The organism is Nitrospirillum amazonense (assembly GCF_029594735.1).
Taxonomy (GTDB): domain Bacteria; phylum Pseudomonadota; class Alphaproteobacteria; order Azospirillales; family Azospirillaceae; genus Nitrospirillum; species Nitrospirillum amazonense.
On sequence record NZ_JARPAF010000002.1, the window covers coordinates 2,437,095 to 2,455,417 of the forward strand.

The 18,323-nt window shown below is 68.1% G+C and carries 13 protein-coding genes and 1 pseudogene; 7 read left to right on the top strand and 7 right to left on the bottom strand.

Annotated features, from left to right (window positions below):
• Positions 1-7 precede the first annotated feature (7 nt).
• Complete coding sequence (locus tag P5F91_RS17235) at positions 8-733, bottom strand: RT0821/Lpp0805 family surface protein (RefSeq protein ID WP_145611317.1); 726 nt, start codon at positions 731-733, stop codon at positions 8-10.
• Between the two features lie 247 nt (positions 734-980).
• On the opposite strand from P5F91_RS17235, the gene P5F91_RS17240 reads away from it, so the two are divergent.
• Together P5F91_RS17240 and P5F91_RS17245 are read left to right on the top strand one after the other, a co-directional pair.
• The gene (locus tag P5F91_RS17240; protein ID WP_145611316.1) at positions 981-2,135 is read left to right on the top strand and encodes a helix-turn-helix domain-containing protein; all 1,155 of its coding nucleotides are present in this window, start codon (positions 981-983) and stop codon (positions 2,133-2,135) included.
• A 49-nt stretch (positions 2,136-2,184) separates the two neighbouring features.
• Positions 2,185-3,096, top strand: coding sequence for a hypothetical protein (locus tag P5F91_RS17245; RefSeq protein ID WP_277907708.1), 912 nt, complete (start codon positions 2,185-2,187; stop codon positions 3,094-3,096).
• A 9-nt stretch (positions 3,097-3,105) separates the two neighbouring features.
• Here P5F91_RS17245 and P5F91_RS17250 read toward each other — a convergent pair whose 3' ends face one another.
• Entirely contained in the window at positions 3,106-5,346 is a 2,241-nt protein-coding gene (locus tag P5F91_RS17250) for a primosomal protein N' (protein WP_277907709.1), read from the bottom strand.
• A gap of 202 nt (positions 5,347-5,548) precedes the next feature.
• Here P5F91_RS17250 and fsa point away from each other — a divergent pair, with 202 nt between their 5' ends.
• The 5 genes and pseudogenes from fsa (at position 5,549) to P5F91_RS17275 (ending at position 9,625) form a co-directional block, all read left to right on the top strand.
• On the top strand, positions 5,549-6,229 hold the full coding sequence (gene fsa / locus P5F91_RS17255) for a fructose-6-phosphate aldolase (RefSeq protein WP_088871978.1): 681 nt from the start codon (positions 5,549-5,551) through the stop codon (positions 6,227-6,229).
• A gap of 113 nt (positions 6,230-6,342) precedes the next feature.
• The gene (locus P5F91_RS17260) at positions 6,343-7,053 is read left to right on the top strand and encodes a DUF484 family protein (RefSeq protein ID WP_277907710.1); all 711 of its coding nucleotides are present in this window, start codon (positions 6,343-6,345) and stop codon (positions 7,051-7,053) included.
• A 103-nt stretch (positions 7,054-7,156) separates the two neighbouring features.
• Positions 7,157-7,466: pseudogene (locus tag P5F91_RS17265) on the top strand (IS630 family transposase); the annotation flags it as partial.
• Positions 7,467-7,757: 291 nt separating this feature from the next.
• Positions 7,758-8,720 (top strand): tyrosine recombinase XerC, encoded by a 963-nt coding sequence (locus P5F91_RS17270; protein ID WP_277907711.1) that lies wholly within the window; start codon positions 7,758-7,760, stop codon positions 8,718-8,720.
• An 11-nt stretch (positions 8,721-8,731) separates the two neighbouring features.
• A complete protein-coding gene (locus tag P5F91_RS17275) occupies positions 8,732-9,625 on the top strand; it encodes a DUF2167 domain-containing protein (RefSeq protein ID WP_277907712.1) in 894 nt (297 codons plus the stop codon).
• A gap of 73 nt (positions 9,626-9,698) precedes the next feature.
• Here the strand turns inward: P5F91_RS17275 and lpdA are convergent, their stop codons facing one another.
• The 5 genes from lpdA to sucC all read right to left on the bottom strand — a co-directional run bounded on the left by lpdA (position 9,699) and on the right by sucC (position 18,151).
• A complete protein-coding gene (lpdA, locus tag P5F91_RS17280) occupies positions 9,699-11,111 on the bottom strand; it encodes a dihydrolipoyl dehydrogenase (protein ID WP_277907713.1) in 1,413 nt (470 codons plus the stop codon).
• Positions 11,112-11,344: 233 nt separating this feature from the next.
• Positions 11,345-12,583 carry a 2-oxoglutarate dehydrogenase complex dihydrolipoyllysine-residue succinyltransferase gene (odhB, locus tag P5F91_RS17285; RefSeq protein WP_277907714.1) on the bottom strand — a complete coding sequence of 413 codons (1,239 nt, stop codon included), beginning with the start codon at positions 12,581-12,583 and terminating at the stop codon, positions 11,345-11,347.
• 86 nt (positions 12,584-12,669) lie between these two features.
• A complete protein-coding gene (locus P5F91_RS17290) occupies positions 12,670-15,609 on the bottom strand; it encodes a 2-oxoglutarate dehydrogenase E1 component (protein ID WP_277907715.1) in 2,940 nt (979 codons plus the stop codon).
• Between the two features lie 467 nt (positions 15,610-16,076).
• On the bottom strand, positions 16,077-16,952 hold the full coding sequence (sucD, locus tag P5F91_RS17295) for a succinate--CoA ligase subunit alpha (RefSeq protein WP_145611307.1): 876 nt from the start codon (positions 16,950-16,952) through the stop codon (positions 16,077-16,079).
• A 2-nt stretch (positions 16,953-16,954) separates the two neighbouring features.
• Entirely contained in the window at positions 16,955-18,151 is a 1,197-nt protein-coding gene (sucC, locus tag P5F91_RS17300) for an ADP-forming succinate--CoA ligase subunit beta (protein WP_277907716.1), read from the bottom strand.
• Positions 18,152-18,323: the final 172 nt, after the last annotated feature.

Here is an 18,323-nt window from a genome sequence, read left to right on the forward strand (position 1 = left end):
ACGGTGTTTAATTCACGATCTTCCACTGGCCGTCGGGCTGCCGGCAAGCGGTGCCGGTGACGGTCTGCTTGCGGCCGCCCACGGTGGCCACGCTCTGGTATTCGCGGCAGTAGTTGTCGGCCGATTCCTGCCAGGTCTTGACCGGGGTCATCTGATAGCGCGCACCGTTGTCGGGGTTGTTCCAGACGATCTGTTGGCCGTCCGGCGCCTTTTCCATGGCCTGGGCGAAGCAGCCTTCGTCACTCTGGTCCATGCTGTTGAAGGCGGCGTTGCCGGCCAGGGCGCCCAGCAGCACGCCGGCACCGGTCATGGCGGCCTTGCCGCCGCCGTGGCCGAACTGCGAACCGGCCAGGCCTCCCAGCAGCGCGCCTACCACCGTGCCGACGTTCAGGCCGACAGCGCCACGGTCGCAGCGGCCCTCATCGATGCCCACGTCGGCGGCGTAGAACTCCCGGTAATGCGGGGAGCGGCGGTCAACGTAACGGGGCGGCGGGCCCCGGTGGTCGTCGCGCCAATGGTCGTCCCCGCGATGCTCATCGCGCCAATGATCATCGTCCCGGCGGTCGTCCCCCCGGCGGTCATCGCCACGGTGGTCGTCATGCCAATCCCGGTCCCGGTAGCGATAGCCGGACGCCTCCGCCCAGGGCGGCGGATCGGCCCAGGCCGGCAGGGTGGCGCCCAAGGCCACGATGGCGGTCGCGGCGGCGGCGATGAGACGGGAAGAGCGCTTCATGATGGCCCTCATTTCTTCCGATGCTTGGGTGACGGCATGTCACCGATAGGGGTCGTATCAGCGACATTATGACGCCGATCGTGGCGACCATGGGGCAGCCCGAGGGGGCGCGTCATCTGTCCTTCCGGTGTAGCTGGCCGGTGTAGCTGGCCGGTGTAGCTGGCCGGTGTAGCTGGCCGGTGTAGCCAGAAAAGCCTGTCCTTCCAGCCGGCGGCCGGACTGTCCTAGACTGACGGACGGAGGGGCCATGATCCGCTTCGGTCCGTGGAGCACGATATTGGGCATGGCCGCCGGGTTCGGCGCGCTGGTGGCCCTGCTGTTGCTGAACGCCCCCGGCAACCGCGTGGCGAACCGCCTGCTGGCGGCCCTGCTGGGCGTGGCCGTGCTGCGGCTGATGCCCTATGTCCTGGGCTTCGCCGGCTTCTACGACGCCTATCCCTGGCTGTCGTTCGCACCCTTCAACTTCGCGCTGGCCACCGGGCCGCTGCTGTACCTCTACGTCTGCCGCCTGGTGACACCGCGCCTGTCGCGCGGATGGTTCTGGCATTTCGCGCCGGCGGCCCTGAACCTGCTCTACACCCTCTGGGCCTTCTCCCTGCCGCTGGATGACAAGACGCGGTGGAACGATGCGGTGCATGCCCGCTGGATCGACCCGGTGCAGACCTGGGCGGGCGCCCTGTCGCTGATGCTCTATTTCCTGGCGGCGGCCCGGTTCCACGCGCACTACGGCCGCTGGCTGGCGGGTGCCGTCAGCAATCCCCGGGAACGACAGCCGCCCTGGCAGCGGACGCTGCTGCTGGCGCTGGGCTTGTGGCTGGTGGTGACGGTGGCCTTCGACGCCGTCGACACCCTGGTGGCACCGCTCAGCTACTACGACCGCTTCCCCCAATACCTGGCGTTCGCCGCCATTGTCCTGACCCTGGGGCTGGAGGGCTGGCGTCATGCGGGACGCGCTTATCCGCCCATGGGACCGACGGGGCCGGAGCCGGAACCGCCTCGGCCGCGCGGGCGCGACTGGACCGAGACCGCCACCCGGTGGCAGGCCGCCATCCGCCGTGAAGGGTGGTGGCGTGAACCGGGCCTCACCCTGGCCGAGGTCGCCCAGCGCCTGGGCACCAATGAGACCTACCTGTCCCGCGCGCTCAACCAGGGCCTGGGCCACACCTTCAGCGCCCTGGTCAACGGCCTGCGGGTGGAGGCGGTGCAGGCCCGGCTACGCCAGGCGGAACCGGGGGACCTGCTGTCGGTGGCGCTGGACTGCGGCTTTGCGTCCAAGGCCAGCTTTAACCGGGTGTTCCGCGACCATACCGGCATGAGCCCCAGCGCCTGGCGCGCGGCTCAAAAGGCGGAAAACGGCGGATTTACGGGAAATGAGGCGACGGTGGGCGGCGATGGCGGCTAGCTGGGGTTCCGCGCCGGAAAGGGTCCCGGCACAACCCCAGAGGTAACCGATGCGCCCCTCCCGCCATCTCATCCCCCTGCTGCTGGCCGGTGCCTTGGCCGGTTTGTCCACGGCCCATGCCGATGAGCCGCCGCGTTCCGCCCCCCTCCCCTTCCGCTTCGCCTTGGTGGAGGGGCGGATGATGGTCTTGTCCAACGACGGGCAGCCGGATGCGCCGCCGCCCGGGTCTGAAGTCACCGCCATCAATGGCGAGCCCGTGCCCTGGGGGCTGTCCCGCCTGGACCAGGCCATCGCGCCGGCCGACCACTGGCCAGCCCCGGGCGGCGCGCCCGAGCGGTGGTCCATCCAATGGAAGCGGTTGGGCGACAGCCGGCTGACGCAATCGGATCTGGCGCCGGCCGCCACGCCATCGCCACCCATCGCGGCCGTCCCCGGGGTGAAGCGGCGACAGCCCTTCGACACGGTGATCGATCTGGCCGGCGGCGTTGACGGTGGGGACCGGACGATGGCGGCGGGCGCGGCGCGCCTTGGGGCGGCCCTGTCGGGCGCCTGGGCCGGCACGCTGGATTACCGGGACTATGGCAGCGACCGTCGCGTCATACTGCCAACGCGGCTGACGGCCTCCGCCGGCCTGGTGCCCGTGCTGGCCTTCACCTTCGATGACGGGCCGGGCAAGACCGTCCATTCCCGCGAGACATGGTCCCTGGATCCCACGACCTGGTGCATCGCGGAGACCGCCAGCCACTGCTACCGTGTGATGGCGTTCCGGGCGGGGCCCGGGCCGGACGACATCACCCTGGTGGCGGATGGCGCGGGGGAGGAAAACGGGCGGCCGGTCAGCCTGCGCCTGGTGCTGGCCCGCCGGGGCGCCACCCTGTCCTTCAGCACGACCAGCGCCCAAGCCGGGCAGCTACCCCTGTTGCGGCATGCCTACTGGCTGACGAAGACCGGGCCCGCATGAGGCGGCCCCCTACATGAAGCTGTAGGGATCGACGTCCACCTGCACCCGCACGGCCGTGGGGATGGGCACGGACCCCAGCCAGGTCTGCAGCAGCGGCTGCACCGCCACCCCGCGCGCCGTCTTCAGCAGCAGGCGCCGGCGGTGGCGGCCGCGCAGCAGGGCCAGGGGTGCCGGGGCGGGCCCCAGCACCTGCAGGTCGTCGCCCTGCGGCGCCGCGCGGGCCAGGTCGCGGGCCAGCTTGTCCACCTGGCGCTCATCCTCACCGGAGATGATCAGGGCCGCCAGCCGGCCGTAGGGCGGCAGGTCCATGGCCCGGCGCTGGTCCGCCTCCGCCGCCAGGAAGGCATCGCGGTCATGGGCGGCCAGCGCCTGCATCACCGGATGCTCCGGCATGTGGGTCTGCAGGAAGACGCGCCCCGGCCGGCTCTCGCGGCCCGCGCGGCCCGCCACCTGGTGCAACATCTGGAAGGTGCGCTCCGCCGCGCGCAGGTCGCCGCCGCCCAGGCCCAGGTCGCCGTCCACCACCCCCACCAGGGTCAGCATGGGGAAATGGTGGCCCTTGGCCATCACCTGGGTGCCGATCAGGATGTCGACCTTGTGGGCCCGCACCTCCTCGATCACCGTCTGGATGGCGTGGGGCCCGACCAGGGTATCGCTGGTCATCAGCGCCACCCGCGCGTCGGGGAACAGTTGCGCCACCTCCTCCGCCACGCGCTCCACCCCCGGGCCGCAGGCGACGAAGGAATGCTCCGCCTCGCACGACGGGCAGGTTTCAGGCAGGCGATCGGTGTAGCCGCAGTGGTGGCATTGCAGCCGGCGGCTGAGGCGATGCTCCACCAGCCAGGCGGTGCAGTTGGGGCATTGCAGGCGGAAGCCGCAGCTGCGGCACAGGGTCAGCGGCGCGTAGCCCCGGCGGTTCAGGAACAGCATCGCCTGCTCCCCGGCCGCCAGCGTCTCGGCCATCGCCTGCGTCAGGATGGGGGACAGCCAGTGGCGGGCCGGCGGCCGGCTGTCGGACCGGCGCAGGTCGATAAGCGTGACCTCGGGCAGGCTGGCGCCGCCGTGGCGGGCCGGCAGATCGATGCGGCCATAGCGCCCCGTTTCCGCATTCGTCAGCGTCTCCAGCGACGGCGTGGCGGAGACCAGGGCCACGGGGATGCCGCCGAGGAAGGCACGCGCCACCGCCATGTCGCGGGCATGGTAGATGACGCCGTCCTCCTGCTTGAAGGCGGCCTCATGCTCCTCGTCCACCACGATCAGGCCCAGGTCGGGATAGGGCAGGAACAGGGCGGAGCGCGCGCCCACCACCACCGGCGCCTCGCCATTGGCGATGGAGCGCCAGGCGGCGCGGCGATGGGCGCCGGCGAGGTCGGAATGCCATTCCACCGGCCGCACCCCGAATCGCCGGGCGAAGCGGTCCAGCCACTGGCTGGACAGGGCGATTTCCGGCAGCAGCACCAGGGCTTGGCGTCCCAGACGCAGGCAGGCGGCGATGGCCTCGAAATACACCTCCGTCTTGCCGGAGCCGGTGACCCCGTCGACCAGGGTGGCGGAATAGGCGCGGGCATCCACCGCCGTGCACAGGGCGCCGGCCGCCGCCGCCTGGTCGGGTGACAGCTCCGGCCCGGCCCTGTCGGCGTCGGGGATGGGCGGGCGCGGCTGGGCACGCAGGGCAACGGGTGTCAGCAGCCCCGATTCGGCCAGGCCCCGGATCACGCCGATGCCGCAGGCGGCGTCGCGCGCCAGGTCGGCCGGGGTCCGGGGCGGCCCGTCCTCCTCCATCAGCGCCAGCACGCGGCGGCGCGCATCCGTCATCTTGAAGCCCGGCGGTGGCGATTCGCCCGACGGCAGATAAGCCAGCAGCTGCTTGGGATCCTCCAGCGCCGCCGACACGCTGACCGCCATGCGCAGTACCGATCCGGGTGCCGACAGGGTGTAGGCCGCCACCCAGTCGACGAAGCGCCGCGACACCTCGGGCATGGGCGGCAGGTCGAAGCGGCGGATGACGGGCTTCAGGCGGCTGGCCGCCACGCCCGCCTCCCAATTGTCCCCTGGGCCGCCCACGGCCCAGACAACGCCGAAGACATGGCGCGGGCCCAGCGGCACCTCGACATAGGCGCCGGCCTCCAGCTCCATGTCGTCGGGGACGCGATAGTCATAGGGGCTGGCCAGCGGCAGGGGCAGCAGGACGCGTACCCGCCGCACCGGTGGGGCCGCCGTCTCTATCCCGCTTGCCGTCAACAAATCCATGGCCTGCTGTTACCACCAGGTGGCCCTGGAGCGCCACCGTTCCCTATATGGTCTTATATAGGGAACGCGCCCCCAAGCGCGCATGCCCCCCATCCCCTGGCCCGCCATTTCAGCCCGTGCACCCTGGTGCGGCCTCCGCTAGAGTGCCGGCCAACCCGGGGGCGGGCCCCGGTCCTGATCCAGATCTTGAGGGCATTCCCCCATGAAGTTCTTCGTCGATACCGCCGACATCAACGACATTCGCGAGCTGGCCTCCACCGGCTTGCTGGACGGCGTCACCACCAACCCGTCGCTGGTCGCCAAGTCCGGTCACAGCAGCTTCATCGACCTGATCGCCGAGATCTGCGACGTGGTGAAGGGCCCCGTCAGCGCCGAAGTCGCCTCGACTGATTTCGAGACCATGCTGAAGGAAGGCAAGCACCTGGCCAAGATCGCCCCCAACGTGGCGGTGAAGGTGCCCCTGACCCCGGCCGGCCTGAAGGTCTGCCACCATCTGTCGCAGGAAGGCACCATGGTCAACGTGACCCTGTGCTTCTCCGCCGCGCAGGCCATCCTGGCCGCCAAGGCCGGCGCCACCTTCGTGTCGCCCTTCGTCGGCCGCCTGGACGACATGGGCCAGGACGGCCTGAGCCTGATCGAAGAGATCGTCACCATCTATGACAACTACCCGGACTTCACCACCGAAGTCCTGGTCGCCTCCATCCGCAACCCCATCCACGTCACCCAGTCGGCCAAGATGGGCGCCCACGTGGCCACCATGCCGCCCTCGGTCATCCGTCAGCTGTTCAACCATGTGCTGACCGACAAGGGCCTGGCGCAGTTCGTTGCGGACTGGGCCAAGACCGGGCAGACTATCCTGGATCAGCCGCTGCCGACCCGCTGATCCCTGTCGCGTTCCAGCGGATGCCTGACCGGTCCGCCCAGCGATGGGCGGGCCGGTTTGCGTTTGAACCTATGGGACCGCCGGGCGAGCCGGCCTGAAGGGAAGAGCAGCATATGGGCGGCAAGACACCGCACAGCGCCTTGGGCGATGCCCTGACCGCGGAGGATGTGGCGACATACCTGCGCGAGACCCCGGATTTCCTGCAGCAGCATCCCGACGTGGTCCACCACCTGATCCCACCGCCCGAGAACCGGGGCAACGGGGTCGCCGACCTGCAGCACTTCATGCTGCTGAAGCTGCGACGCGAGGTGGCCGAGCTGACGGCCCAGCAGGAAGAGCTGATCGCCACCGCCCGCGCCAACATCAACAACCAGACCCGGGTGCACGCCGCGGCCCTCTACCTGATGGACGCGCAGAGCTTCGAGCACCTCATCCAGACCATCACCACCGACCTGGCCGTCCTGCTGGACCTAGACCTGGCCTGCCTGGTGATGGAACAGCCGGAGGACAGCCGCCTGGTGCTGCATGCCGAGCGCAGTGGCCTGCAACTGGTGGAAACCGGCGCCATCAGCCAGTGGATAGGCAAGCGCGACATCATCCTGCGCGGCAACATCCAGGGCCTGGCCGAGATCTACGGCCCCGCCGCGCCCATCGTGCGATCGGAAGCGCTGGTCCGCCTGCAAGTGGCACCCGACGCGCCGGCGGGCCTGCTCGCCTTCGCCTCGCGCGACGCCGACCTGTTCCACCCTGGCCAGGGTACCGAACTGTTGAGCTTCCTGGCCCGCGTGGTGGAACGGTGTATCCGGAATTGGTTGACTCTTTGAGTTGCCTCAAGCGCCCGCGGGGCATCCACCCCTTGGCTTATCCTCCCTTTCCGGTTCACTTCGCTTCCCGGAAAGGTCCGGCGGCCCCAGTCGGGGCCTATAAGGGGAGGTGATCGGGCGCCGCATGCAACGCCACCGGCATCAGTAGCTCATCCGCTTCCTCAACGCCATCGAGACCGAGGTGCCAGTCGGCAAAGGCGTCCACGTCATTCTCGACAACTACGGCAGCCACAAGCACCTGAAGGTGCGCGCTTGGCTCGACCGGCATCCGCGCTTAGTGTTCCATTATAGGCTGCCATCAAACGCTTCCCTGCCGAAACCAACGAAAATCCCCGCCCTTTTTCATGGTTCCCGACCCGGATAAAATCATCGTCGCAGTGCGATGCGGGGTCATAGTTAGAGAAAACGATTAAACGAGAACAGTGGGAAAAAGATGAAGTTGCGGCATTTCCTTCGAGGGATGGCAGGGCTTTTGATCGGAGGTCTGCTCGGCACAACATTGGGCTTTTTCGGGCCTATATTATTTGGGCTTTCAATAAGTTACATGGAAAATGACTATACTGACAATGGGGCGGGGTTCCTCGTTATATTGACGATGCCGCTGGGCGCAATCTTGGGCGCGGTATCCGGTCTGTACTTCACCACATCGCGAGCGCCCTGCAATGGGACACATCCGTCAGATTCGATTCACTAGAGAGATCATCATGACCAAGCCCCCCGCCCTGGGATATTCCTGCGCGCCCGACGTGGCGGCGGTGCTGGAGGAGTGGCGGCGCTGGCTGACGTCGGAGAAGACGGCGTCGCCCCACACGCTGCGTGCTTATCAGGGTGATGTCGCCGCCTTCCTGTCCTTTCTGACGGAGCATCTGGGCCGGGCGCCCAGCCTGAACGACCTGGGCGGGGCGAAGCTGGGCGACTTCCGCGCCTGGCTGGCGGCCCGCGCGGGTGAGGGTGCCATCGCCGCCAGCCGGGCCCGCGCCGTTTCCGGCGTGCGCAACCTGTTCCGCTGGCTGGACCGCTCCGGCCGGCTGCACAACCCCGCCATCGGCCTGCTGAACGCCCCCAAGGTGAAGCGCCCCATCCCCCGCCCCCTGACGGTGGACGACGCCGGCATCCTGCTGGCGGAATCGTCCGACATCCCCCAGGCACCTTGGGTTGGCCTGCGCGACCGCGCCTTGTTCACCCTGCTCTACGGCTGCGGTCTGCGCATGGATGAGGCCTTGCGCCTGACGAGGGCCGAAGCGCCGCTGGACAGCGACACCCTGCGGGTCACCGGCAAGGGATCGAAACAGCGCGACGTGCCCGTCCTGCCCGCCGTGCGCCAAGCACTGGCCGCCTATATCGAGGCCTGCCCGCACCCCCTGCCCGCCAGCGGGCCGCTGTTCGTAGGCGTGCGCGGCGACCGGCTGAACGACCGGGTGGCGCGCCTGGCCATGCAGACCCTGCGACAGCTGTTGGGCCTGCCCGACACCGCCACGCCGCACGCCCTGCGCCACAGCTTCGCCACCCATCTGCTGGGCGGCGGCGCCGACCTGCGCGCCATCCAGGACCTGCTGGGCCATGCCAGCCTGTCCACCACCCAGCGCTACACCGACGTGGATGCCGAGCAGCTGCTGTCGGTCTATGAGACGGCGCACCCCCGGGCCCGTCGCGGCAACCGCTCTTGAGGACTGGCCCCATGCGGCTTATGAGATTGCTGGCCCCGCTGCTATGCGCCGCGCTTCTGGGCGTCACCCCACCAGCCGCCGCCACGGATGAAACCCCGATCTCGCTGGCGGACAAGGCCATCACCCTGACCCCCAGCCCCGCCTTCCAGTACGTGGCCGGTGCCGACACCCAGGCTTTCCTCAGCCGGCACTGGCAGGGGCGCCCCCTGGCAGGCGGTGCCGGGCTGGGCCTGCTGGTGCCGGTGGGCTCAGCCCCCGACCCCGCCTGGCTGGTGGCCCTGAGCTATGACGGCAGCGGCCATGTCAGCGACCTGGATGCCGGCCGGCTGGACGCCGACGCCCTGCTGTCGGCGTTGAAATCCGCCGACAGTGGCGGATCGCGTCTGACGGGCTGGGCCCAGCCCCCGGTCTACGACAGCGCCAGCCACACGCTGATCTGGGCCACGCGGCGCCAAGCCGACGGCGGCGCCGTCGATGGGCTAGATTACCATGCCCGCCTGCTGGGCCGGCGCGGCGTGCTGGGCCTGGACATCGCCGCCCGCATGAGCGACCTGCCGGCCATCGAGGGCCAGATGCCGGCGCTGCTGTCCATGCTGCGCTTCACCCCCGGCAACGGCTATCGCGACTACGTGCCCGTGGCCGACCAATCCGTCACCCTGGGCCTCAGCGGCCTGGTCGCCGGCGACGCCCTGGTGAAGGGCGGCCTGCTGGACCATCTGTGGAATGGCATCCGCAGCCAGAACTTCATCTATCTGGTGGCGGTGCTGATCATGATGCTCGGGGCACCGCGCCTGCGCCGCTATTGGGGGCCGAAGCCGCCGCCGGCGCGGGATCAGGGGCCGCCCGTCCCACCCTCACCGCCCAAGCGCGACGATTATGACGGCCCCAAGGGGCCCTGGTCGTGAACAAAGAGGGCCCTGAATGCAAAACGGCGCCGGTGTGACCCGGCGCCGTTTCCGCATTCCCGAACGGAAAGGCTTACATGTGGATGGTGCGGCCCAGCACGCCCAGGGCCGCCTCCTTGATGGCCTCGGTCAGCGTGGGGTGAGCGTGGCTGGTGCGGGCGATGTCTTCGGACGAGGCGCCGAATTCCAGGGCCAGGGCCAGCTCCTCGATCATCTCACCGGCCGAGGCGCCGATGATGTGGGCGCCCAGCAGCTTGTCGGAATGGGCGTCGGCCAGCAGCTTCACGAAGCCCTCGGTGGCCTGCATGGAGCGGGCGCGGCCGTTGGCGGTGAAGGGGAACTTGCCGACCTTGTAGGCCACGCCCTCGGCCTTCAGCTGCTCCTCCGTCTTGCCGACGGCGGCGATTTCCGGCCAGGTGTAGACCACGCCCGGGATGGCGTCGTAGTTGATGTGGCCGGACTGGCCCGCCATCACCTCGGCGCAGACCACGCCCTCTTCCTCGGCCTTGTGGGCCAGCATGGCGCCGGCGATCACGTCGCCGATGGCCCAGATGCCGGGCACGTTGGTGCGGAAGTGGTGGTCGGTCTTGACGCGCTTGCGCTCATCCAGCTCGACGCCGACCTTGTCCAGGCCCAGGCCCTCGGTGTAGGGGCGGCGGCCGATGGCCACCAGCACCACATCGGCCTCGATGGTCTCGGCCGTGCCGCCGGCGGCGGGCTCCACCGTCAGGGTGACGCCGGTGTCAGCAGCCACGGCCGAGGTGACCTTGGTCGACAGCTTGAAGGTCAGGCCCTGCTTGCCCAGGATGCGCTGGGACTGCTTGGAGACCTCGCCATCCATGCCGGGCAGGATGCGGTCCAGGAACTCCACCACCGTGACCTGCGCGCCCAGGCGCTGCCAGACGGAGCCCAGCTCCAGCCCAATGACGCCGCCGCCGATGACCACCAGGCGCTTCGGCACGCCGGCCAGATCCAGGGCGCCGGTGGAGGAGACGATGCGCTTCTCGTCGATGGTCACGCCCGGCAGGGGCATGACGTCGGAGCCGGTGGCGATCAGGATGTTCTTGGTGGTGACGGTCTCGGTGGCGCCGTCTTCCTTGGTCACCGTCACCTGGCCCGGGGCGGCGATGCTGCCCTTGCCGGTAAAGCGGGTGATCTTGTTCTTCTTGAACAGGAATTCCACGCCGGTGACGTTGGACTTAACCACGTCGTCCTTGTGCTTCATCATCGTCGGCAGATCGAGCTCCACGCCCGAGACCTTGACGCCGAAATTGCCCAGGGAGTGGGACGCTTCCTCGAACTTCTCGCTGGCGACCAGCAGGGCCTTGGAGGGGATGCAGCCCACGTTCAGGCAGGTGCCGCCCAGGGTCTTGCGCATCTCGACGCAGGCGACCTTCATGCCCAGCTGGGCCGCGCGGATGGCCGCGACGTAACCGCCGGGGCCGCTGCCGATAACGACGAGATCGAATTGGGTTTCGGTGGTCATGTTTGGATTCCCTCAGGCGCCGGGCGGAGGTTTCAGTTAGCCTCAAACGCCGGCGGGCCATCCGGCCCTTGGCTTATCCTCGCTGCGCCCTGCGGTGCTCGCTGCGGCGGACGCAGTCGCGTCCTAGTCGCTGCGCTCCGTAAAGTATGGCGCTGGAGGCTTTGGCGCTGATTGTGGATTAAGTGGTCAGGCGGTCAGCAAACGGGGGGCCGTGGGGCCCCCCGTCCGTCGGATCAGACATCCAGCAGGATGCGTTCCGGGTTCTCGATGCATTCCTTGACGCGCACCAGGAAGGTCACGGCCTCGCGGCCGTCGATGATGCGGTGATCGTAGGACAGGGCCAGGTACATCATCGGGCGGATGACGATCTGGCCGCCGACGACCATGGGACGCTCCTGGATCTTGTGCATGCCCAGGATGCCCGACTGCGGGGCGTTCAGGATGGGCGAGCTCATCAGCGAGCCGTACACACCACCGTTGGAGATGGTGAAGGTGCCGCCGGTCATGTCCTCCATGGACAGCTTGCCGTCGCGGGCCTTCTTGCCCAGCTCGTTGATCGACTGCTCGATCTTGGCGAAGCCCATCTGGTCGGCGTCGCGCACCACCGGAACCACCAGACCGGACGGCGTGCCGACGGCGACGCCGATGTCGTAGTAGTTCTTGTAGATCAGGTCGGTGCCCTCGATCTCGGCGTTGACGGCCGGGATTTCCTTCAGGGCGACCAGGCAGGCCTTCACGAAGAAGGACATGAAGCCCAGCTTCACGCCGTGCTTCTTCTCGAACTGGTCCTTCAGCTCGTTGCGCAGCTTCATCACGTTGGTCATGTCCACCTCGTTGTAGGTGGTCAGCATGGCCGCGGTGTTCTGGGCGTCCTTCAGGCGGGCGGCGATGGTCTGCCGCAGGCGGGTCATGCGCACCCGCTCCTCACGATCGGCGCGGGCGCGCGGACCGGCCGGGGCCTTGGCGATCGGGGCCGGAGCGGCGACGGGGGCCGGGGCGGCCTTCGGGGCGGCTAGGTGGTCGATCACGTCACCCTTGGTGACGCGGCCGTCCTTGCCGGTGCCGGCGATGGTGGCCGGGTTCACGCCGGCGTCGGCGGCGATCTTGGCGGCGGCCGGCATCACGCCGGCGGCGCCGTTGCTGGCGGGGGCGGCAACCGGGACGGCGGCCGGCGCCGGGGCGGCGGTCTTGGCTGGGGCCGGAGCGGCGGCGGGGGCGGCCGCGGCGGCGGCGGCACCCTCGCTGATCACGCCCAGGACGGCGCTCACGCCCACGTTGGCGCCCTCGGCGGCGCGGATTTCGCCCAGCGTGCCGGCGGCCGGGGCGTTGACTTCCAAGGTGACCTTGTCGGTCTCCAGCTCCACCAGCGTTTCATCCGCCTTGACGCTGTCGCCAACCTTCTTCAGCCACCGCGCGACCGTCGCTTCCGACACGGACTCGCCGAGGGTGGGCACCAGGATTTCCGTCGCCATGTTTTTGGGACCTTGGTTCGTTTCTAACAAAGGGTTTCAGAATAAAATCATTCCGGGGCCGCAACGGGCCCCGGAACGTTATTGGATCAAGCGATGGTCAGCGCCTCGTCCAGGAACTTGGCCAGTTCCTGGTTGTGGCGCTTCAGCTGGCCGGCGGCCGGCGAGGCGGCCTCGGCGCGGCCCACGTAGGACGGACGGCCGGCCTTGTGGTTCAGTTCCTTCAGCACGCCCTCGATGCGGCGGTCGACGAAGCTCCAGGCGCCCATGTTGGCGGGCTCTTCCTGGCACCACACCACGTCGGCGTTGGGATACTTGGCCAGCTCCACCTTCAGGGCGTCGCCCGGGAAGGGGTACAGCTGCTCCAGGCGCAGGAAGGCCACATCCTTCACGCCCCGGTTCTCCCGCTCCTGGAACAGGTCGTAATAGACCTTGCCCGAGCAGAGAACGACGCGGCGGATCTTCGCCGGCTCGACCAGATCCACGCCGGTCTCGTACAGGACGCGGTGGAACGACTCGTTGCCGGTGAACATGGACAGCTCGCTGACGCACAGCTTGTGGCGCAGCAACGACTTGGGGCTGAAGACCACCAGCGGCTTGCGGAACTCGCGGTTCACCTGCCGGCGCAGCACGTGGAAGTAGTTGGCCGGGGTGGTGCAGTTCACGATCTGCCAGTTGTCCTCGCCGGACAGCTGCAGGAAGCGCTCCAGACGGGCGGAGCTGTGCTCCGGACCTTGGCCCTCATAGCCGTGCGGCAGCAGCATGGTCAGGCCGGACATGCGCAGCCACTTGCTCTCGCCCGAGCTGATGAACTGGTCGATGATGGACTGGGCGCCGTTGGCGAAATCGCCGAACTGGGCTTCCCACAGGACCAGGGCGTGCGGCTCCGCCAGGGTGAAACCGTATTCGAAGCCCAGCACGGCCGCTTCGGACAGCGGGCTGTCGTGCACCTCGAACCGGGCCTGGTCGGCACGGATGTGGTCCAGAGGCACGTACTTGGCCTCGGTGGTCTGGTCGACCAGCACGCAGTGGCGCTGCGAGAAGGTGCCGCGGCCCACGTCCTGGCCGGACAGGCGCACGGGCACGCCCTCGACCAGCAGGGTGCCGAAGGCCAGCGCCTCGGCCGTGGCCCAGTCCAGGTCCTTGCCGGAGGCGAACATCTCCTGCTTGGCCTTGAGCTGGCGCACCACCTTGGCGTTCACGTCCACGCCTTCCGGCACGGCGGAGATGGCCTTGCCCACTTCCTGCAGCAGATCCATGGGCGCGGCGGTCTTGCCCTTGCGATCGTCGTTCTTGGCGGCGCTCAGACCCTGCCACTTGCCTTCCAGCCAGTCGGCCTTGTTCGGCTTGTAAGTGGTCGACGCCTCGAACTCCGCTTCCATGGCCTTATGGAAGTCCTTGACGAAGCCGTCGGCTTCCTCGGCGGTGATCACGCCCTCGGCGATCAGCTGCTTAGCGTACAGCTCGCGGGTGGTGGGGTGGTTGCGGATCGCCTTGTACATCAGCGGCTGGGTGAACGCCGGCTCGTCGCCTTCGTTGTGGCCCTGACGGCGATAGCAGACGATGTCCAGCACCACGTCCTTCAGGAACTTCTGACGGAACTCCACGGCGATGCGCGTCACGTGGATCACGGCCTCGGGATCGTCGCCGTTGACGTGGAAGATCGGCGCCTGGATGGCCTTGGCCACTTCCGTCGGGTACGGGCCGGAACGGGCGTACTGCGGCGCGGTGGTGAAGCCGATCTGGTTGTTGGTGATGATGTGGATGATGCCGCCGGTGCGGTAGCCCTTCAGCTCGGACAGCAGCAGCGTCTCGGGCACCAGGCCCTGGCCGGCGAAGGCGGCGTCGCCGTGCAGCAGCAGGCCGATGACCTCGGCACGGGCCTCATCCGTCGGCGGCATGGTGGAGCGCTGCACCTGCTTGGCGCGAACCTTGCCGCACACGACCGGGTTCACCACTTCCAGGTGCGACGGGTTGGCCGTCAGCGACAGATGGATGGAGTTGCCGTCGAACTCGCGGTCGGCCGAGGTGCCGAGGTGGTACTTCACGTCGCCCGAACCCTGCACGTCCTCGGGATTGGCGGCGTTGCCCTGGAATTCGGAGAAGATGGCCTTGTACGGCTTGTTCATCACGTTGGCCAGGACGTTCAGGCGGCCGCGATGCGCCATGCCGATGACCAGTTCCTTCAAGCCCAGCTGACCGCCGCGCTTCAGGATCTGCTCGATGGCCGGGACCCAGACCTCACCACCCTCCAGGCCGAAGCGCTTGGTGCCGGTGTACTTCAGCTGCAGGAAGCGCTCGAAGCCCTCGGCGGCCGTCAGACGCTGCAGGATGGCCTTCTTGCCCTGGACCGTGAAGTCGGTCTGGTTGCGGATGCCCTCGATACGCTCCTGGATCCAGGCCTTCTGCTCGGGATCCTGGATGTGCATGAACTCCACGCCGATGTGGCCGCAGTAGGTGCGCTGCACCGCGTCCACGATCTGGCGCAGGGTGGCGGTCTCCATCCCCAGCACGTTGTTGATGAAGATCGGGCGGTCCAGGTCGGCGTCGGTGAAGCCGTAGGTCTTGGGGTCCAGCTCCGGATGCTCGCTGCGCTTCTCCAGGCCCAGCGGGTCCAGCTTGGCCATCAGGTGGCCACGGACGCGGTAGGCGCGGATGAGCATCAGGGCGCGGATGCTGTCCAGCTGCGCCTGACGCAGCTGCTCGGGCGTGATGCCACCCCCAATGGCGTTACTGGCCACGGCGCCATTGGCGGCCGGGGCGGCGGCGCCATTGGCACCCTTCGCACCCTTGGCCGGAGCGGCCGGCTTGGCATCGGGATCGGGCACGCCGATGACGGCAGCCTTGTTGGGCGCCCAGCTCGCCCCCTTGATTTCGCCCAGCACGACGCGGGCATCATCATCCAGCCCGGCGAAGAAGCTGCTCCACGAAGGATCGACGGAGGCCGGATCCTGCAGGTAGCGGGCGTAAAGCTCGGCGACGAAGGTCGCGTTGCCGGCGAAAAACAGGGAGCTTTGATCGGTTACCATGGCGCTCTGCGCTTGATCTGGGAGGGATAGGGCGCCCGCGTCTACGTGGCAGGCGTCCCGATGGGACCGAAATTCGCGTTCTTTTACGCCATGATACCTGCGCCTTCAATATGCGACGGCGGTGGGGCCGTTGCCACGAAAACGCCTACCACGCATAAGAAACGCCCAGTTTCCGCAACAAAACCATCGAGCCTGAAGAGCGTCCGGCCTTTTTGTTGCGCAACGCTGGACGAGGTGATCATCATGGCGTCGGCGCGTGCCCATCAAAATTGTAAATGTGCACGCTAACAATGAGGTGGCACCAGCATCCCACGGGGTCAAGCGACGCAGGGGATGCGATGCCTCATGCCAGCCATGGAAAAACGGCGGCCCCGGGTACCAGACATGTGCTGGGCGGGTGCCGCCGTTCCTCCTCGGGCCGGCCCGGTGATCCGGGCCGGCCCGTCATTTCAACCGAAAGGCCGGTATCAGCCCTTCAGCGCCTTCAGCATGGTGGAACCCAGGCTGGCGGGGCTGTCGGCAACATGGATGCCGGCGGCGCGCAGGGCCTCGACCTTGAAGTCGGCCGTGTCGTTGCCGCCGGAGATCACGGCGCCTGCGTGGCCCATGCGGCGGCCCGGGGGGGCCGTGCGGCCGGCGATGAAGCCGACGACCGGCTTCTTCGTCTTGGACTCGCGGATGAACTCGGCACCGTCGACTTCCGCCGAACCGCCGATCTCACCGATCATGATGATGCCCTCGGTCTCCGGGTCGTCGAGGAACAGCTGCAGGCTGTCCACGAAGTTGGTGCCGTTGACCGGGTCGCCGCCGATGCCGATGCAGGTGGTCTGGCCCAGGCCGGCCGCGGTGGTCTGCGCCACGGCCTCATAGGTCAGGGTGCCGGAGCGGCTGACGATGCCGATCTTGCCACGCTTGTGGATGTGGCCCGGCATGATGCCGATCTTGCACTCGTCCGGGGTGATCACGCCGGGGCAGTTCGGGCCGATCAGGCGGGTCTTGGACCCGGCCAGGGCGCGCTTCACCGTCACCATGTCCAGCACCGGGATGCCCTCGGTGATGCAGACCACCAGCGGGATCTGCGCATCGATGGCTTCCAGGATGGCGTCGGCGGCGAAGGGCGGCGGCACGTAGATCACCGAGGCATTGGCGCCGGTGGTGTGCACGGCCTCGGCCACGGTGTCGAACACCGGCAGGTCGAGGTGGGTGGTGCCGCCCTTGCCGGGGGTCACGCCGCCGACCATCTTGGTGCCGTAGGCGATGGCCTGTTCGGAGTGGAAGGTGCCCTGCGCGCCGGTGAAGCCCTGGCAGATCACCTTGGTGTTCTTGTCAACCAACACGGCCATGATTACGCGGCCTCCTTCACGGCCTTGACGATCTTTTCAGCGGCGTCGGCCAGGTTGTCGGCGGACAGGATCGGCAGGCCGGATTCGGCCAGGATCTTCTTGCCCAGCTCGACGTTGGTGCCTTCCAGGCGGACGACCAGCGGAACGTGCAGGCTGACCTCACGGGCCGCCGCCACCACGCCCTCGGCGATGACGTCGCAGCGCATGATGCCGCCGAAGATGTTGACCAGAATGCCTTCGACATTCGGGTCGGACAGGATGAGCTTGAACGCGGTGGTCACGCGCTCACGGGTGGCGCCGCCGCCCACGTCCAGGAAGTTGGCCGGCTCGCCGCCGTACAGCTTGATGATGTCCATGGTGGCCATGGCCAGGCCGGCACCGTTGACCATGCAGCCGATGTTGCCATCCAGCTTCACATAGTTCAGGCCGTGCTTCGTGGCCTCGGTCTCCGACGCCTCTTCCTCACTCTCGTCACGGAGCTCTTCGATGTCCTTGTGACGGTAGAGGGCGTTGTCGTCGAAGTTCATCTTGGCGTCGAGGGCGATGACCTCACCGGCGCCGGTCACGACCAGCGGGTTGATCTCGACCTGCGAGGCGTCCAGTTCCACGAACGCCTTGTACATGGCGGACAGGAACTTTACGGCGGCGCCGACCTGCTTGCCTTCCAGCTTCAGGCCGAAGGCGATCTGGCGGGCGTGGTAGCCCTGCAGGCCGCCGACCGGGTCGATGGCGACCTTGACAATCTTCTCGGGGTGGCTGTGGGCCACTTCCTCGATTTCCATGCCGCCCTCGGTCGAGGCGATCACGGTCACGCGGGAGGTGGCGCGGTCCAGCAGCAGGGACAGGTACAGCTCGCGCTTGATGTCGCAGCCTTCCTCGACATAGAGGCGCTTGACCTCCTTGCCTTCCGGACCGGTCTGCTTGGTCACCAGCGTGTGGCCCAGCATTTCCTTGGCGTTGGACACGACGTCGTCGATCGACTTCACGACGCGGACGCCGCCCTTGCCCTCGGGGTTCTCCTTGAACCGCCCGGCGCCACGGCCGCCGGCGTGGATCTGGGACTTCACGACCCACACGGGGCCGCCCAGTTCCGCGGCCACGGTCTTGGCCTCTTCGGGGGTGTAGGCAACGCCGCCGCGGGGAACCGCCACGCCGTATTTCTTCAGCAGGCCCTTGGCCTGGTATTCATGAATATTCATTCGGGGATCGCCCGCTTCCGGTTGGGAAACGGCCTCGCATGATTGCGGCCGATCGCGGGGCCAACCCCGCGCCGCGGGCACTGTAGAGAGCAATGCCGGGGCGATCAACCGCGTAAAGTGACGGAAGGGTGGCTAAGGACGCTATTCCGGTATCTGTTTGGCAAATGGCCCC

Bases quoted from the DNA above. Each gene is read 5' to 3' on its own strand.
- P5F91_RS17235 (WP_145611317.1), bottom strand. From the start codon at position 733: ATGAAGCGCTCTTCCCGTCTCATCGCCGCCGCCGCGACCGCCATCGTG.
- P5F91_RS17250 (WP_277907709.1), bottom strand. From the start codon at position 5,346: ATGGATTTGTTGACGGCAAGCGGGATAGAGACGGCGGCCCCACCGGTG.
- P5F91_RS17245 (WP_277907708.1), top strand. From the start codon at position 2,185: ATGCGCCCCTCCCGCCATCTCATCCCCCTGCTGCTGGCCGGTGCCTTG.
- P5F91_RS17270 (WP_277907711.1), top strand. From the start codon at position 7,758: ATGACCAAGCCCCCCGCCCTGGGATATTCCTGCGCGCCCGACGTGGCG.
- sucD (WP_145611307.1), bottom strand. From the start codon at position 16,952: ATGGCCGTGTTGGTTGACAAGAACACCAAGGTGATCTGCCAGGGCTTC.
- P5F91_RS17290 (WP_277907715.1), bottom strand. From the start codon at position 15,609: ATGGTAACCGATCAAAGCTCCCTGTTTTTCGCCGGCAACGCGACCTTC.
- lpdA (WP_277907713.1), bottom strand. From the start codon at position 11,111: ATGACCACCGAAACCCAATTCGATCTCGTCGTTATCGGCAGCGGCCCC.
- fsa (WP_088871978.1), top strand. From the start codon at position 5,549: ATGAAGTTCTTCGTCGATACCGCCGACATCAACGACATTCGCGAGCTG.
- P5F91_RS17240 (WP_145611316.1), top strand. From the start codon at position 981: ATGATCCGCTTCGGTCCGTGGAGCACGATATTGGGCATGGCCGCCGGG.
- P5F91_RS17275 (WP_277907712.1), top strand. From the start codon at position 8,732: ATGCGGCTTATGAGATTGCTGGCCCCGCTGCTATGCGCCGCGCTTCTG.
- P5F91_RS17260 (WP_277907710.1), top strand. From the start codon at position 6,343: ATGGGCGGCAAGACACCGCACAGCGCCTTGGGCGATGCCCTGACCGCG.
- sucC (WP_277907716.1), bottom strand. From the start codon at position 18,151: ATGAATATTCATGAATACCAGGCCAAGGGCCTGCTGAAGAAATACGGC.
- odhB (WP_277907714.1), bottom strand. From the start codon at position 12,583: ATGGCGACGGAAATCCTGGTGCCCACCCTCGGCGAGTCCGTGTCGGAA.